Below are 16735 nucleotides of genomic sequence, written 5' to 3'. Positions count from 1 at the left end.
AACCCTCCTTAGTACAGGAGGGTAAATTTTTAAAATTAAAAACAGGAGAATTATTCTTTATAAATTCCTATAGTAAGATCTCCGGTAGCGTTCATTGTTGCACGATACATTCCGGCAGTATTAAATTCCATAGTTACATTACCTTTATTATCTATTGCTACAATTCCTCCTGTACCACCAAGATCGGTAAGCTTTTTCTGTATTACTTCTTTGGCAGCTTCCTCAAGAGAAAGCCCTTTATACTCCATTAATGCCGAAATATCATGTGCCACCATCGCTCGTATAAAATATTCTCCCCACCCTGTACTTGACACCGCACAAGTTGCATTATTAGCATATGTTCCTGCTCCAATAATCGGCGAATCTCCTATACGATTCCATTTTTTATTAGTCATTCCTCCTGTAGAGGTTCCTGCAGCTAAATTTCCATTTTTGTCTAATGCAGCACAGCCAACTGTCCCGAATTTAGAGTCTTTTATAAAGGGGTCATAAAAAGCCGTGGTTTTATTTGCTTCTTTGTTTTTTAGTTTTTCTTTTACTCTCTCTAGCGATTTCATGCGGTCTTCTGTAAAGAAATATGCTGGATCAACAATCTCAAGGTTTCTTTCTTTAGCAAATAATTCGGCTCCACTACCTGATAATAATACATGAGGAGAATTAAGCATTACTTCTCTAGCTAGATTGATTGGGTTTTTAACAGTTTTAACTCCTGCTACTGCCCCGGCATTAAGGTTACTACCATCCATAATAGAAGCATCTAATTCATTAGTTCCTTCATTAGTAAATACTGCTCCCTTACCTGCATTAAATAATGGAGAATTCTCAAGGACATTTATCGTTTTCTCAACAGCTTCAAGGCTGGTCCCTCCATTTTTAAGAATGGTATGTCCTACTTTTATTGCTTCTTCGAGTTTAGCTTTATAAGCTGCTTCTTTTTCTGGAGTCATATTCTTTTTCAAGATAGTTCCTGCTCCACCATGAATTACAATTCCAAAACTATCCTCTGGTTTTTTAATTTCCTCCTTGGCAGTTTCGACAATAGGTGTTTCTGCTGTTTCCTTTGGCTGTTCTTTACAAGCCAAAAACAAAATAAAACTAAAAAAGATGATTACTCTTTTCATAATTAAGATAATTTGTGTTTACAATAATCGATTAAAGCGATTCTCCCTTGAAAGAATCTGAAGGTTAAATGTATACTATTTCCTCCATTATCTTCTAAAATTATTGATTTATTTAACTCAATATCATAAGGTTGATGTTGCCCCCCTTCAATCGCTATGTTGTCGGCATATAATGATATTCTATTGTTTGATTTCAACACAGGTTTTATCCTACCCATAATCCCTGGTGTTTCCCCAGATTTATTAAGGATTACAGAACCTGATCCTTTTAATTTTTCAATAGTTACTTCTATATCCTCCTTTGGGTTAATATTTTTGAATAGTACTGCCGGATATTCTGGATGAGCAATAAGCACAGTATATAATTTACGTGTTCGAATAATAAAATGTGCCAATCCTTTTTCATCAGAAAACCCTTCAAGATATGTAGAATTATTAGCGACTAAGACCACTTTGGCATTTTTAATCGATTCTTCTTTTTCATTTACCACTTTAATAGTAAAAATGAAAGGTTTTGGATTGATCAGGGTAGAAATTTTTGACCATTTACTTTTCAAAAAGGTTTGATCTTTTTTTAGTTTTTTTTCGATCAGCCCCGCAAACTCGTCTGGACTTCTATCTTTCAAGTTAATATATCCTACAGTTTTCAATATCCCAGGAATCTCTGTATCATCAAATCTAGCTGGCAGAATATACTCTCTACTTTCCTGAAATGCCCTTGCTTGCATAGAGGCTCTCTCATGGTTGGTCCATAATTTTTGATTGTAAAACCCTGATATAAATAGTACTGTATATCTTGCCCTGTTTTGATAAATCTCGGATAAATATTCATATAAGTTTTTACCCCATAAGTTTGTTTCCTCAAATAGGTCATAAAACACTTTGATTCCTCTTATCCTGAGGCTATTCGCAACCTCCTCTACATATGCTCTATTCTCTCCAGCAAAAGAAAGCGCAACATCATATTCATAATTCTTGTTTTTCATCACTGACTTCTTTTTTTTTAACCTAAAACTGACTAATTCTTACTAAAAATTGCTACTACAAAATTACTTTGTTTATTTGGAATATTTCCAATTTTTATAGGAAATATTCCAACAAAACTTTTACTTTTAAACCGTAAAAACAGGTGAGTTTAGCGCTATAAAGTGAGTGATAATAAGGGATAAAAATCAAGAATAAGATCTGTATCATCTAGAGCATGATGCAATGTAGAAATGGTATTTTGATGTGTTATACCATCTCCGAATTGAATTTACCAAAAAAGTAACCGAGCTAAAACAGTTTTTTAATCGTACCAAAAGTGCTCCAAAGTCGAATAATGCAGAAGAATAGATGAAAAAGACCTTTCGGTGGGTCAAAAAGACGTTCGGTTAGACAAGAGAGTCTCAAATTTAGAGGTTAGGGTTTCAAAATTGAGTGCAGGAAGCCTAATTTTAGAGAACATAGGCTTAAATTTAGACATTGGTCACCCAACGTTGAACCTCTAAAGCCTAAATTTTCATCGAAAAGGTTCAACTGAAGGTCAAAAAGACGAAATCTTTGAAATGTAAAAGTGGAAAGTCTCCTAATAGGAAAAAGCCTTATCTTGTTTTTTAAGCTCTTTCTTAATTCCTTCATAAACATCATTCTTAAGTATTATATTTTCTTTCCTAGAATAAGCCTTTAAAGAAGCATAATACATTACGTTAATAATTTCTGCACCTGTAATTTCGTATTTATCGGCAATTTCTTTCCAGTCAATATCACTATTACATTTCATATCACCTGGAATACTCTGTACCCACAATTTGTACCTTTCTGATGTCCCTGGCATAGGGAAATGAATAATATTATGAAATCGTCTTAAGAAAGCATCGTCTATGTTATTTTTGAAATTAGATGCTAGAATTAGAAGCCCTTCAAAATCTTCAATACGTTGTAACAAATAAGAAACTTCTTGATTTGCTGCTCTATCATTAGAAGTATTGACCCCAACTCTTTTATGAAATAGCGCATCTGCTTCATCAAAAAACAAAATCCAACGTTTACGCTCTGCTCTTGAAAACACTAATTCGATGTGTTTTTCGGTTTCGCCTATATATTTTGATATTACCAATGATAAATCAATTCTATATACCGGAATATCAAACTTATTCCCCAATAAGGATGCGGTTAAGGTTTTTCCGGTTCCTGGTTTACCATAAAAAAGAACTCGGTATCCTGGCTTGATTTTCCTTCCGAATGTAGGGTCTTTAAATATCTTATCATGATGATTCATCCAAACTTGAATGTCATTTATTTGATCTTTGGTTTGAGGATGCAATACTAAATCCTCCCATAACATAGAAGTAGAGATTTTGCGTGCAGGAAATTCTATACTGTGAACTGGTGCAGCTTCTTGCCCTAATAAGATTAACTCTAACCAATCTGCGTCTGGCGTGAGGCGTCCACTCATATTCGGCTCCTTATTTGACACAGAATCTACTTGTAATAATCCGTACTTGGCAAATAAAGCATCACTACCAAATATTTTCTGAAAATGTAATCTTTTAGAGATATTCATACCTGCTAATAAAAAAAGTGCAGTTTCTCCTGTAGGTAAAATACCTCGATGATGTTGTCCTTTTACTCCTCCAAAAGCTATAAATTCACCTCCCTGCGGAAGTGCTTGAGCCATAATATCTTCAAGAAACCCAGGTCTGATATAAGGAGCAATACCTAATAAAAGCACCAGTTTCTCTTCAAATGAAAAAGCATCGTTTATTTGTAAAACCTTATCCAAAACTGGTGTAAACGAAATATCATCATATTTTGCCAGATCGATTTCCGAATTTTTATGGGCTGTAGTAATTCGCTCTATTAATATTTTACCTAATGAATCGAGGCACTTATCAAAATCGTCTTCATAAGAGGGAACTATTTTCAGATTACCTTTTATTCCTTGCATATCTTAATATATAAAGTGTATTGCTACTTACTTGGCAATATAGAGCACAATATTGCTAACACGTATTTTGTTCAAGATACTGCATATTTGATATTTAAAAAAGAGTGTTTTGCCCCTTATTGCTCTGCGTCTGGTGTAGGAGCTGGAGTTGATTCGTCTTCACAATCTAAATCTACAGCAACATGAAATGGATCCAAAGCATCGCTGGCCGCTTGTACTCTTGCTTCTCTTGAAGCTGCATTTATATAATGCAAATTCTCTACATACTCCTGGATACCAGCACTACATCCTGTGTAATCAATAGGTAATGTTACACTACCGTTATATTGGTTAAAAGCAGTTACATGATCATCCTCATGAGGAGACAGGACGTTATCGATTGCATTTCTTACTCTTTCATGTTGACACTCTGTTAGCCCTTCGGGAACATCTGGTAACGTAATATTAGTAGATACACTATAATCTATTTGTAACTGCCCGGTATAATGCCAGCAATCCCCTTCTGCACAATTCACACAATCTTCTGAGGGTGTTCTACTTAAACTTCTTGTCGAACCTGTACCACCATCAAAAGTAGCATCTGTTCTTCCTTCAAAAGTTACAGAATTTGCATAGGCTGTTTTGGCAAATGCTTTCCCAAAGGTTTGAAAATCAGGAATATTTTCTGGAACCATTATCATCTCTTCCTCTTGCTCGGCCTCTTTCTCCATTGTTTCAGAATCGGCCGCAGAGGTTTGTTGTACTCCTTCTTCTGTAGTTGGTTCTGCAACTTCTTCCTCTTCTTTTGTTGCAGGTTCTGTAGCATCTTCTTCGAGCATCATCTGGATTATATGTTTTCCGTTTTTTTGCTGCTGAATATGTTTTAATTCATGAGCTAATAGTTTTTTTCCTTCCAGGCTCCCCTCTTTGTAATACTCACTATTAACTACAATATGATTTTGCCATGCAAAGGCTTTAGCTCCAATTTCTTTGGCAGCACTTGCTGATTCTTTATCGTTATGCAATTTTACATCTCCAAAATTATCATTCATTCTGCTTTCAAAAAATGCTCGATTGTTTTTTGATAATGAACTTCCTTTACTATCGATAGTATTCATATAAGAACCAAAGAAACTCTTAGAAGCTGTAGTTGATTGTCCATCAGATTTCTTTTGCACTTCTTTTTTGTCTTCATCCTTACATTTTTCACATTTGCGCTGTACTTGTGATTCAAAGAAATTATCGTTCTGTTGCTTTTTCTTAGAAGGTTGTTGTTTTTTTACCCTTCGTTTTCTAAATGATTTATGTTTCATGATTTCTTACTTTAATTAGAATATTTGGTTTAAATAGTAAATCATACGCTTGTAGTCTTCTCCTTTCGTATCAATGATGTTATAACGCCATCCCAAAAAACCTTTGAATTCAATTAGTTTATCCAGATATTCTTCAAAATTTAATGGAAATGTGCTAAAGCCTGTAGCTCCTTTTTCAAGAGAATATAGATTTGTATCTATGAAGTTGTTTTCGATTAAGAAACCTACCTTCCTATATTCATCATGTTTTTCAAAAACTCTGAACTGTTTGAGGTCTTCCCAACCATCTTTTTCGAAATTTGCAGTCCAATACTCATTATCAAGAGCACTATCAAAGAGTACCATTTTACCTAAGGTATTTATATTTATTTCTCCGTATAATTGTTCATCATTTTTATCATATTTCTGAATCTCTGAATGGGCATTTAGATCACATTCCCATCTTATTTTAACAGATGAAATCGAATCGTAAAATTCATGTATCATCTCATTCAATTTAAAATCAATACTTTTAAGTATAATTTCTTTCAAACGGATGTTTGTAGATTTTCCTATTAACCCATTACTTACTCTTAAATAAGGATTCCTTTTCATATCAATTAATAGCTTATCGAATTTTTGTATAGTACTCCTCATATCATGAAATAGTAATAACATTATTTGTATTTATTATAGTATTTAGACTCGTAATGTGATCATTAGATAACTCACTAAGCCATTTTTTTGGATAATTGCCATCTTTTGGTGTTAGAGTTCCAGCATAAAACATTTGTAGTTTGTTAATAAGGTCAGGCAAATCATCAAACCCTCCATGTGTTTCTTGAAACTTATCTCTACAACTTAGAATATCCCTTGCCAAGCGGGAGTTAATTCCTTTAATCTCCATAGTCGGCCTACCTATACTATTTAAATTAGGAGGACCACTCATCGTAGGTATACCAACAGTGAATGGTACAGTATTAGTATCTTTCTTGATAAACGAATCATCCTTCCCTTCTTCTCTTTCTAATTCACCAGACTCAATGCTTATGTCTGTAGGAATATTAACATTTTCATCAGTTCTGGAATCATCATAGGTAACATTAGTAATGTAAAAAAAGAATTTATCTTGTTCTTTAATTCTTGGAATCATTGCACTTTCCACTCCTTCCATACCAGAATTCACACTTTGACTAATTGGAGTTAAATTCCAATTTAGACCTGGACCATGAAGGTGTTCACTCAATAAATGACCTCGCACCCATTTGTCAGAAGCATCTTGTGCATGTGCAGTCCATCCTGGAGGGTTCTGCTTTGGAGAAGATCCTATAAAATCACCTGGCAAATGAGTTAGTGGCCACGCAGTAACATTTCCAGCTCTTGCTCCTTTTTTGGTTTTTTTGATTTTTGTTCTAACCGTTGCATCATTTTCATTTCCAAAATCTAAATCTGATAATTTGTTTGCAAATGTTTGCATTATAGATCTTAATTCCTGTGTAGCTTTTTGATATTGAAATCTTTTTGCTCTAGTTTTCTTTTTATCTGGCTCTGCTATGTATTCTGCCTCCTTGGTTGACACATCCTTTTCTTTTGTAACAACTGTTCCCTGGTAATAGTTTAATGCTCCTGTTATAGCTGCTTTTTTTGTCGTATCAGTTTCTTTTCCTGACTTATCTTTCAAAAATTTCTCAACTGGAGTCTCTTCACTGGCAACATAGAATATTTTTTTACCTCCTACCTCTTTTATAAATAGTTTATGGCTTCCTCCATCCTTCGATTTAAAATTCTCTTTAAACTTAAACCAACCTATTATTTTAGAGGCTATATCTTTCAATTTCTCTTTTCCTTTCTCGACCAAACCTTCTCCAAATTCGATGGCTTTAAGTACACCATTTATAATTGGCATTCCGATTTTTAATGCTTTACCTACCAACCAATCTATACCTTCGGTAATTTTCTCTCTTACTTTACCAATAATCTCTGCCAATTTTTTACCTATATCCCCTAAACCTACCTGGTTTGCCAGGAAGCCTATCAATACCGGAACTCCTTTTGCCATGGCTCCTTCTAAGAAATCGGCAGCTACTTTAATATTTCCTGCAGCGATTTCTGCCACACCATTGACAAATGAATTTAAGATCTCTAGCATTGCCTTGAGGTGCTCAATAAAGGATTGAATCGCTTTATAAATGGCAATTACACTATTGATTACAGCCATGATTCCTGTTGGATCTAGCATACTTAACAATTTGGTGATAACTGATTCTATAACCTTGGTCATGATCCAGTTTTTGGCAGCATCCAACACCATATTCCATAACTCGCTTAATTTCTCCTGCACATATTCCCAAATAGCTATTGGTCCTCTTTTGATAACGTCTTTTACAAAAGCCCAAATACCCGTTAATTTATCTATAGCTCCTTTAATCTTAGCGACTTTCTCAGCACCTATTTGCTCGGTTAATTTGATCCATACGCGCTCCATTATTTTATCTACACTTATCCCCAAAATCTCAAGCACAAGATTAAGTATACTTTTGAAGCTGAAATCAGGAGGCATTTTAATACCTAAACCACCTAGTGAGCCAAATAACCAGGTAGCTAATCCACTCATTAAATGCTTGAGAATATTATCAAAGAACTGTACAAAGCCTTGCTTAATACCTTTAAGTATATTTTTCAGGAATCCAATAGGATCACGTTTTATATTACCAAAGGCCTCGAGAGAACGTTGTATAATATTGTTAACCGTATCAAACGGGAAGTTCATAGCAATGAGCATTATTTCAATGGCAATTTTTACAATCGTGATGATAAATTTCACTAGTCGTATTACTGGTGATTTGAAAGTGTTAAAGATCTTCACGAAAACGCCTGGCGGATTAAGGAAGTCTTTCCAACTCATGGATTCCCATAAACTTGTGAAGAGTCCGAGAACATATTCGACCGTGAATCCAAGACGCTTGACTGCTTTGTTAACCTTTTGGGTCATTTGATCAATTTTCCCACTTTCCTTCATTTGCTGGAACTGCGCTTCTCCACCATCCATAAGGCTAAAGAATCCATGAATGATATTTTCTGTGTTTCTTCTTACCTTATTACCAGTAAACGGATCTTTACCAATCAATACGGTTACCAAGAAGTACCCTCTCTGTTTCTTAGCAAAATCACTTAATTTTGATACTAGCACCTCTCTCAATAGGGCTAATAATTCTATCATTGCATCTGTAATAAAAGATGAAATTCGTTTTATTGGTGTTGTAAATGCTTCTGCTATTTTATTAAATGTTTCTATTGGAGTGAAAAGTGATTTAAACGAAATGAGTTCCCAAGCAGTACTAAAAATATTTTTAACATCAGATACCAAAGAAAGCATCAGATTTATACTTCTATCGATCCAGCCAGCGCATTTTTCGAAGATGCCATTCTCTATCATCTGGCGTTTTATTTGTGCTCCTCGATCTCCTAACACTTTTAATCCGGCATTAAGAATATTGGTTCCATTTCGGTCAACTCGTTTCTTGGTTATTGGATCTTCCTCAAGTATTACCGTTAGTAGATCATAAGCATTTGGGAAATATTTCTTAACCACGGTTACCAGATTGGTAACAGCAATATCTTTGACCGTACTTAGGAAATCCTTTCCTACATCATCCACAAATGAAACCACCTGTGTAACCACAGATTGAAACAAGTTTGCCACATCATTCATAACGCGTTCGGGATTACCAACATCTTTGATACTTAATCTATTCCAGAAACTAGCAAACTTCGATTTCACACTTTCTATGAGGCCCGAAAAACGTTTTACAGAATCAAATAACCAATTTGCTACCGGATTTGTAGCCTTAAAATAATCCAATACCCATTTCACGGTATCCCCTCCTATTGGAATAATATCCAATACAGCATCTAATAATGTAAGCGGTGTTTTATTTACCTTGGTACCTTTAATTGGGTCTTTACCCATAATATAGGTCAATAGGGTGTATCCTGGTATTTCTCCAACAAAATCCAGCACCTTATCGATCAAGAAATCTTTGGCTTTATCGATTCCTTCTTCTATAAGATCCGCCATATCAGAGGCTAATCCTGACACAGCATTCCAGGCATCACCAAGCCATCCACCCTGTATCATTGGACCATTCGATTTGGTTTTCACCTGGCTTGCTAACGACGATTCTGCTTTGGTTTGTATGTCTGCAGCACTATCATCAGATTCGTACTCTACCCCGTTTGAAGCAAACCCTCCTGGGCTACCAATTTCAGTTCTCTGTATCGTTTCTTCGCCTTCTTCTTTTTCTGGCTCTTCAGATTTTGCCTGAAGCATTTCTTCATCTTTCTCTTTTTCCTGATCATCTTCAGGTTTAGTCTGGATTTCCTCTTCCTCCTCTTTCTTAACACCATCCTTTTTGGTCTGGATTTCTTCTTCCTTCTGATCTTCTTCTGGTTTAGCCTGGATTTCTTCTTCTTCGTTTTCGTTCTCAGCTTTTCGGTTTACGCCATACTTAAGTTTAAGTAGTTCTTCCAGGGTTTTAGGTTTGGTATCCTTATCACCGTGTTCTGGATCTCTTAAATTTCCGGTTTTAGCCACCATCGGATTAAAGAAGCCTTGCCAGTTACTAATATCGTGGGTTTGTACTTGGATTTCACCACCTAAATTATCATCACCAGCTGTGTTTCCATTTACACTTTTTACACGATTGGTGCCTTCCATACCTACAACCAACCCGTAATGAGAGCGTAGTTTTTTATATGCCAAATCTCCTGGTTTTGGAGTATAACCTGGTGGATAAGCTGCTTCAGGTGGGATAAATGGTACTCCTAATTGCCATTTAGGCATAGGGATACCGGCTTTGTTTAATGCCCAGAAAGCAAATATACCACACCAACTAGGCATAGCATCTCTCATTCCTACACCGAGTTTGTCATTATGATCAATAATATTTCCTTTGAATTTGGATTGTTTTTTGATATTTATTCTAGGAACTATATTTTTTTCGCCTGTTGGTTGTGAGACTATTTTGTCCTTTCCAAAGGTGGTTTCAAAATACTCCATTAATCTTTCCCAACCGTAACGATACCCATCTGCCCCCTCTTTATTGGCAATAACTTTTCCTTTTTCACCCTCTGCAAGTTCTACAGCTTTTGTTAGTTGTGGTGCTACTTGTCTTTGAAGAATAGACTTTTTCTGTACAGCTGTGAATGCGTGTTTTCGCTGTACTTTGGATTGGGCAACAGGAGATGCTCCCTGCTGAATGGTATGTGTTAACTCATGCGCAAGTAACGTTTTACCCGAACTTGAATCCGGATCGTATTTTCCGCTATTGAAATAGACATGATTTCCATAAGTAAAAGCATGTGCATTTACTTGCTTACTCATTTGCTGAGCGCTCGTGTCAGTATGTATTTTTACTGCACTAAAATCTGCCCCAAAGCGGGATTCCATAAAACTACTGACCGATTTAGACATGGATCGGCCACCTGAAGTTGAATTGTGCAATTGATTCTGAAATCGCACACCCGTAGCGGGCGGACCGCGGCCACTTCTTTGTATAACATCTGAATGATACATAGAAGGTGACCGCTCATTCGAATATCTCTGCAAGGATTCTTCCTCATCACTAGATGATGCTTGCATATCTGTATTCTCTTCTCTTTGTATAAAAGTGTATTGTTTGGTTTGTATAGAAGGAGATTCTTCCTGTTCTTCATCTGCCATTCTTTGTACAGAAATAGCTGCTGTCTGGATAGTTTCCTCTTCTTCTTTTTCTTCTTCCTGACGTTGCACTTCGGGAGGAGCAGTATTTTGCAAACCAACCTGCTGATCCGACATATTTACCACTCTTTCTGCTACAAGATCTGCTTCTTTTTCGTAGACATCATTAGGTTGATTCACTCGTAATTTGGCCTGAATGGCTGGCTTAAAAAAGGTAGGTTCTGACGCAGTTGTCCTCTGCTCTTTTTGAGATCCAAAAAAAGTTTGTTCTGTCTTGCGTTGTACGCTCACAGAGGGTTTCGCTGTCTTATCTGCTGTTGTAGAAAACAAATCCTAATTTTTATTCCATTCTACAAATAGAATATTCTGCATCCAATCTAGCTTTATGGTCGTATAGTTCCATGAAACATAGGATAGTAAAATATCTACTGTTTGCTCTTTTATATATAAATAGTAAAATCCATTTTTGAATTTTAATTCTCCTTCCCGAATTAAAAAGGTTTCTCTTAGACCATCCGGAGTTGTATTTTTTAACGCTTCCCAATGCCCAATAACAGAATCTAATAGTTCGTTTATGTGAGAATCTAATTTTTTATTTGATTTTATTTCGGTATCACAATGTTGTCCGGGTTTTAATCCAGATAAGATTTTTGGTAAGGTTAGTTTCCATTCTGGCGCTGTGGTTTCTCCAGTTGTTATATAATGAAACAACATTGGTATTTCTTGTTGTTTTAACACTCCTGCTTTTGTGTCGATATACCCCAGGTTTTTTAGAAACATTGAAAGAAACGGAGCTAACAAAACAAGTCCTGCCTGACCTACATATGCGCTATCCCCTTTAACATCTATAATAACTTCTTCACTTGTGTTTTTTTCTTTATCTGTACTTTTTTCATTTGAAGGATCTTTACCAACACTATATTCTTCAATGGCAAGAGAATTTAATTCTCTTTTAATATCACTATGATCAAAGATTGCAGACAATTCTTTTTCAATTTGTTTTGGGATTTTAAGCTTAACTATAGCTGCTTTTGATTGTTTATTTTGTTGTCTAATAACCTTTTGTAGTGTTAACGATAACGACATTTCGCTTTTAGGTAACAATCTAAAGATCTTAAAATAAAAATCAACCTGATTAATGGGCCATAAATAATCTGGATTAACAACCTGTAATTGTATTACAGCAGTAAGCCATTTTAATGCGTTTTTTTCTCCTAACCATTTCCTTATAAATTCTTTCAACTCACTAATTTGTACGAGTTCAAAAAACCTGACAAATACACTCTTATTCTGTATCCGATTTTGCCATCGCATGTATAATTCTTTATTCGCAATAATCTCTTCAAAAAAAGTAGCGACCAGATCGTTCCATTTCTCATTAGAATAATATTGGTTTATCTGGCCACTTATTATGTATTCTAATACAATATTGGCACTATATTGTTCTATAGAAACTTTTGAAGATTGATTTTGGTGTATTGATTTTTTTAGAGCACTAAGAATTTGGTCACTAATCACAGAAAGTAAATCTTCATCATCCTTAAAAAAGTGATCTTCTACATTAAGATTTAGTTCTATACTTATTTCAGGAATATGAATAATGGTATGAATATCTGTCAAATTATTGGCATGGCGATCAATAGTTTCCAGGACATTTTTTTTTGCCCAATCCACAAAATCATTTCCTTTTAATTCATCACTCGTAAGAGTTTTGAAATCAAACTCAATGAATGCATTATGTATTCTATGTATATGATTCTTTGCCACTAGGATAATAATTGTGTTAATACATCATCTAATTTTTTTAGTAATTGAATATAAGTCGTCTTATCTGGTGTCTCTGAAGAAGTCTTAGTAAGTTCCCCAGTGGTTATTTTTTTCATACTATCTAAGATTTTCTTTTCTGGATTTGTAAATTTGATAGAGTTTCTCCAGGAATTTATCTGCCGGATCATCATACCTAGTACTTTTTCTGTTTTTACTTTTGCCTTGTTTACATCTGCTTTTTGACAGCAAGCATAGAACATGGTTAGTTTTAATAAAATTTCATAGAATAAAAGTGCAGACCTTCTTTGCTTTGAATCAGAAGTTATAGTCGAATTCAGAGATTTAAGGATTTCTAAAATTGTAGAGACCGGCATTTGTCCTGTTAACAGTTTGAATTGCTCTTTCTGAGGTAAGGCCTGAATACTTGAAAACTTGTCAATGAATATGGTTTTCAAGGCTATGTATTGCTCTTCACTTTTAAATTTACTGTTACTATTTTTATCAAGAATTTTAAATTCTGCTGCAATTTCATCTATTGGAGTACATAGTCTGGTTTCTGTTTGACCTTCATTTTGGAAATTATACGTTACCGTTTCGGATGCATCACAAATACCATTTACCACTTTTAATGTTACTGTCGCCGGAAAGCTTTCAAAAGTAATAGGTCCAGGTTTTTTTTCAGTTGAAGTTTGCCCATTTCCGAAATCCCAAAAATAACTATCTACAAATTCTGTCGCACTTTCAAACTCGATGATGTGTTTCACTCGATCAATAAGATTAGCAGCAATAGAAACCTCTGGGTTCTTATAAACTTTCACTGTTATACTTTTTTTACTATCTTCATTTGGGTAATACGTGATCTCAACTTCTCTAAAAGCGCTATTTTCAGCTTTGAAATTGTATGGTATAAATTCATTAGTACTCACCATAGTACCATCTATCTCTAACTCACCCCCTTCTGGTTCTGCTATTATAGGATAGGGTGTATCATCATCATCACAATACTCTCTCTTTTCTATTTCTAATCGAATATCAATTGGATCAGGTTCTGTCTCACCTCCAATAACCATAAAATTCATGGGCATACAGGATGCTTTACACATATTAGGAACAAAAAAATCTGCAATTACTGTACCATCAGGAAATTGATTCACCAGCGATTTTAACTCATCGCTTGTTAGCCTATCACTCTTTTGCAAGGTTTCAAACTCCTCAAAAACTCTGTTAAATTCAAGGCCTTTTACAGATTTACTATTTCTTACCTCCGAAATAGGATTACTCGTATTTGCTGCTCTCTTATATTCTTTAGCGCTTACAAATTCTCTGAAATCTCTTGATGCAGTATCTATTGCAGCTCTTGACACATTTTCGGCTGCGGCAAATTCATCAATAGTTACAACTGTTGAACTTCCTGCCAGTGTTATATTAACATTACTTCTACCTTTAACTTGTTCTTCTTTTGTTTGATAACCAACATAAGAAACGACCAAAACTGCCTTATCCGGATCTGATACAGTAATTGAATAGTTACCATCAAAATCAGAGGTTGTGCCTTGTGTCGTGCCTTTTACAATTATATTTGCTCCTGGTAAAGAAGCTCCTGTAACATCGGTTATAGTGCCCGTAATTGTTGATGTTCTTATTTCTCGTTTATCATTATATACTAATATAAAAGTACCTCCGGTAGTCACCCCTGCTTTATGCTGTATCCCACTATTTCTAAAAGCATACATTGCAAATGTTTGATTGGTTATAAAAAGCGCATAGTTGAAAAGGAAATTTCTATAAAGTACGTTAAACACATCCGCTTTACAAATCCATGTCACAGCTGCCAGGCTTTCTTCCCATAAAGAAGGTAATTCTATATTATTATCACTACCCGAGAGATTATCAACTAATAATAACATGTAAGCCGCAACATTAGAGGCATCTTCTAATCTTTGAGTAAGTACATTTATTTTGAGATCTACCAAACCATCTGCTAGTGTTTCATGAATTTTTTCCAAATAATACATGAGATAGACCGGGTTGAGTAAAAATATCTGATTATTTGCTGCTACAGGAATACCCGCAAATCCTATTGTAGTGCTAAATGCCAATGGAGTAATGTACTCTGCATTTTTTAATGGGGCATAGAATTTATCAAATGCTTCTCCATATGTATTTGTTTTTGTTTTATAATTTGGGAATTTTTTTCTGACCATATCCGATTCCGGAAAATTATTGGTCTCTGTTATAGGTGTGCCAGCCACAACGGGTAAATTGTAGAAATACACCATTACTTTAAGTATTGTACACCTCAACTCGGCTGCATGTGCATCATATTGTGATTCTATATCAGCAAAATAGCATATCAATTCTTCAACAATATCCTTATTGCCCGAAATAATTTCGGCTAAGCTATTTTTGTTCGACAATAGACTTCTAAAAAGTTCAAATACATCCCCATTCAATGCCACAACATCAATGGGCAGTCGTTTTTCATTTTTCACTTTATTGACTTGAGCTAAGGCACTTTTCCAATTCATGCCCAAATGCCCTTCAACTCTAAAAAAATTGTATGGTTCGATATCATAGCTTAAAGGATCTTTGATATATTTATTTGTTCCATATTTATTTGCATCATACGATAAGTTAGTATCTCCTTTTTTGAGTTTTGTTTTTTTGAAATTCCAGTGATTATACAATTCATCTGGTCCATTTACAATATCATAGTAATAAGGTATTGCTTTATCCGAAAGAGTGATATCTCCATAGTTACTAGGTGTAACTTTTACAGTTCTTCGATCTTCAGTAAATGATGAGAATGGAATTTCCAGTTTCTTAATTAATAGCGCTATCTTTTTTAATAAGAATTTTATTTTTCCTTCTGAACAGCAATTACAAGAAAAAGCAGGAGATTGAATCCAGTGATGCCTAAATTCGTCTTCAGAAGAAATTGCATTTCCTAATATCAAATGTCTAGGAAATAAATCCTGGTTAGGACTGCAAAGGATTAAACATTCATTACACATTTTTCGCAGCTCTTCATAAGCATAAATTAAATCTGAGAAGAAATCATAATAATACTGTACATGAAGTAATTGTTGAGCTGTTAGGCTTCCATCAAACAAAAATTTGAACTTATTTTTAAGTCCTGAAAATGGATTACTAGGAAATTCATCTTTTATGTAATATCCAAATGAACTGTAAGCAGCCTCTAGTATTTTTTCAATTTCTAAGATAAAACCACTATCCAATACTTTAAGAAAGTTCTTCAACACTTCTTCAGAACTAAGCAATAGTGTACTAGGTACATTATACCTGAGCATCTTTATCGAAGGCCACTCTACACATGATGGCTCATGCAAAAATGGTTTTTTATTTGCACCACTAAATATGAGTTCGTCTAGATTCTCAAGATCAACCAATAGTGGTCTATGTGTTACTTCTACCGTACAACCTTTATCATCACAAGAATCAGGGTCGCAATTTTTGTTATCCACCCTCAGTAATTCAACAAAAATAACCACCGCTTTGTCCTCAAGAAAACTAGCATTAATAGTTTTTTTTATTTCTGCAGCTCCATTGTTATGTAACAAATACAGCGGGAACTTTTGTTTCTTAGTTATAGCGTTTATAAAAGGAGGATACATGAACTCCTGCTCGGCAGAAAACTCATCATTATAAAATGTATACGTGGTTTCGGGAAAAGGTACCAAATATCCTTTTGAAGTCACTCCAACGCCTTGCGATATTGTTAAAGCCGTCCGACTTGCATTTACACTAACTTGCATACCACACATTACTCCAATACCAATTAAGGTAGTTCTGGTAAGTCGTTGTTGCTCCTCCAAATAGCCAAACATCTGATTAAGGCTTTTCTCTGTAAGCACTTGATCTGCTACAAATTTTGGATACCGATCATGTTGAATAGATTGCCCCATAA

At 34.9% G+C, this 16735-nt stretch carries 8 protein-coding genes; all 8 read right to left on the bottom strand.

Annotated features, from left to right (window positions below; all coding sequences use genetic code 11):
* Nucleotides 1-50: 50 nt before the first annotated feature.
* Nucleotides 51-1121, bottom strand: coding sequence for an isoaspartyl peptidase/L-asparaginase family protein (locus NNL09_RS09480; RefSeq protein WP_025665825.1), 1071 nt, complete (start codon nt 1119-1121; stop codon nt 51-53).
* Nucleotides 1122-1123: 2 nt separating this feature from the next.
* Nucleotides 1124-2107 carry a toll/interleukin-1 receptor domain-containing protein gene (locus tag NNL09_RS09475; protein WP_025665826.1) on the bottom strand — a complete coding sequence of 328 codons (984 nt, stop codon included), beginning with the start codon at nt 2105-2107 and terminating at the stop codon, nt 1124-1126.
* A 581-nt stretch (nt 2108-2688) separates the two neighbouring features.
* Nucleotides 2689-4050 carry an ATP-binding protein gene (locus tag NNL09_RS09470; protein ID WP_196911559.1) on the bottom strand — a complete coding sequence of 454 codons (1362 nt, stop codon included), beginning with the start codon at nt 4048-4050 and terminating at the stop codon, nt 2689-2691.
* A gap of 116 nt (nt 4051-4166) precedes the next feature.
* Nucleotides 4167-5342, bottom strand: coding sequence for a DUF4157 domain-containing protein (locus NNL09_RS09465; RefSeq protein ID WP_196911558.1), 1176 nt, complete (start codon nt 5340-5342; stop codon nt 4167-4169).
* Nucleotides 5343-5357: 15 nt separating this feature from the next.
* On the bottom strand, nt 5358-5936 hold the full coding sequence (locus NNL09_RS09460; RefSeq protein ID WP_152538318.1) for a hypothetical protein: 579 nt from the start codon (nt 5934-5936) through the stop codon (nt 5358-5360).
* Nucleotides 5937-5979: 43 nt separating this feature from the next.
* The gene (locus tag NNL09_RS09455; RefSeq protein WP_196911557.1) at nt 5980-11370 is read right to left on the bottom strand and encodes a DUF4157 domain-containing protein; all 5391 of its coding nucleotides are present in this window, start codon (nt 11368-11370) and stop codon (nt 5980-5982) included.
* Nucleotides 11371-11373: 3 nt separating this feature from the next.
* Nucleotides 11374-12807 (bottom strand): contractile injection system tape measure protein, encoded by a 1434-nt coding sequence (locus NNL09_RS09450; protein ID WP_196911556.1) that lies wholly within the window; start codon nt 12805-12807, stop codon nt 11374-11376.
* Entirely contained in the window at nt 12807-16733 is a 3927-nt protein-coding gene (locus NNL09_RS09445) for a carboxypeptidase-like regulatory domain-containing protein (RefSeq protein WP_231389250.1), read from the bottom strand. Before NNL09_RS09445 ends, NNL09_RS09450 begins: the two co-directional genes overlap by 1 nt.
* Between the last annotated feature and the right edge of the window lie 2 nt (nt 16734-16735).

The sequence above is a fragment of the Aquimarina sp. EL_43 genome (assembly GCF_943422735.1).
Classification (GTDB): Bacteria; Bacteroidota; Bacteroidia; order Flavobacteriales; family Flavobacteriaceae; genus Aquimarina; species Aquimarina megaterium.
The sequence above is the reverse complement of the archived record's forward strand: the minus strand, read 5'-3'. Positions and strand labels throughout refer to the sequence as shown.

Excerpts from the sequence above, each read along its gene's own strand:
- NNL09_RS09445 (WP_231389250.1), bottom strand. The coding sequence starts at position 16,733 with ATGGGGCAATCTATTCAACATGATCGGTATCCAAAATTTGTAGCAGAT.
- NNL09_RS09470 (WP_196911559.1), bottom strand. The coding sequence starts at position 4,050 with ATGCAAGGAATAAAAGGTAATCTGAAAATAGTTCCCTCTTATGAAGAC.
- NNL09_RS09480 (WP_025665825.1), bottom strand. The coding sequence starts at position 1,121 with ATGAAAAGAGTAATCATCTTTTTTAGTTTTATTTTGTTTTTGGCTTGT.
- NNL09_RS09475 (WP_025665826.1), bottom strand. The coding sequence starts at position 2,107 with ATGAAAAACAAGAATTATGAATATGATGTTGCGCTTTCTTTTGCTGGA.
- NNL09_RS09465 (WP_196911558.1), bottom strand. The coding sequence starts at position 5,342 with ATGAAACATAAATCATTTAGAAAACGAAGGGTAAAAAAACAACAACCT.
- NNL09_RS09460 (WP_152538318.1), bottom strand. The coding sequence starts at position 5,936 with ATGAAAAGGAATCCTTATTTAAGAGTAAGTAATGGGTTAATAGGAAAA.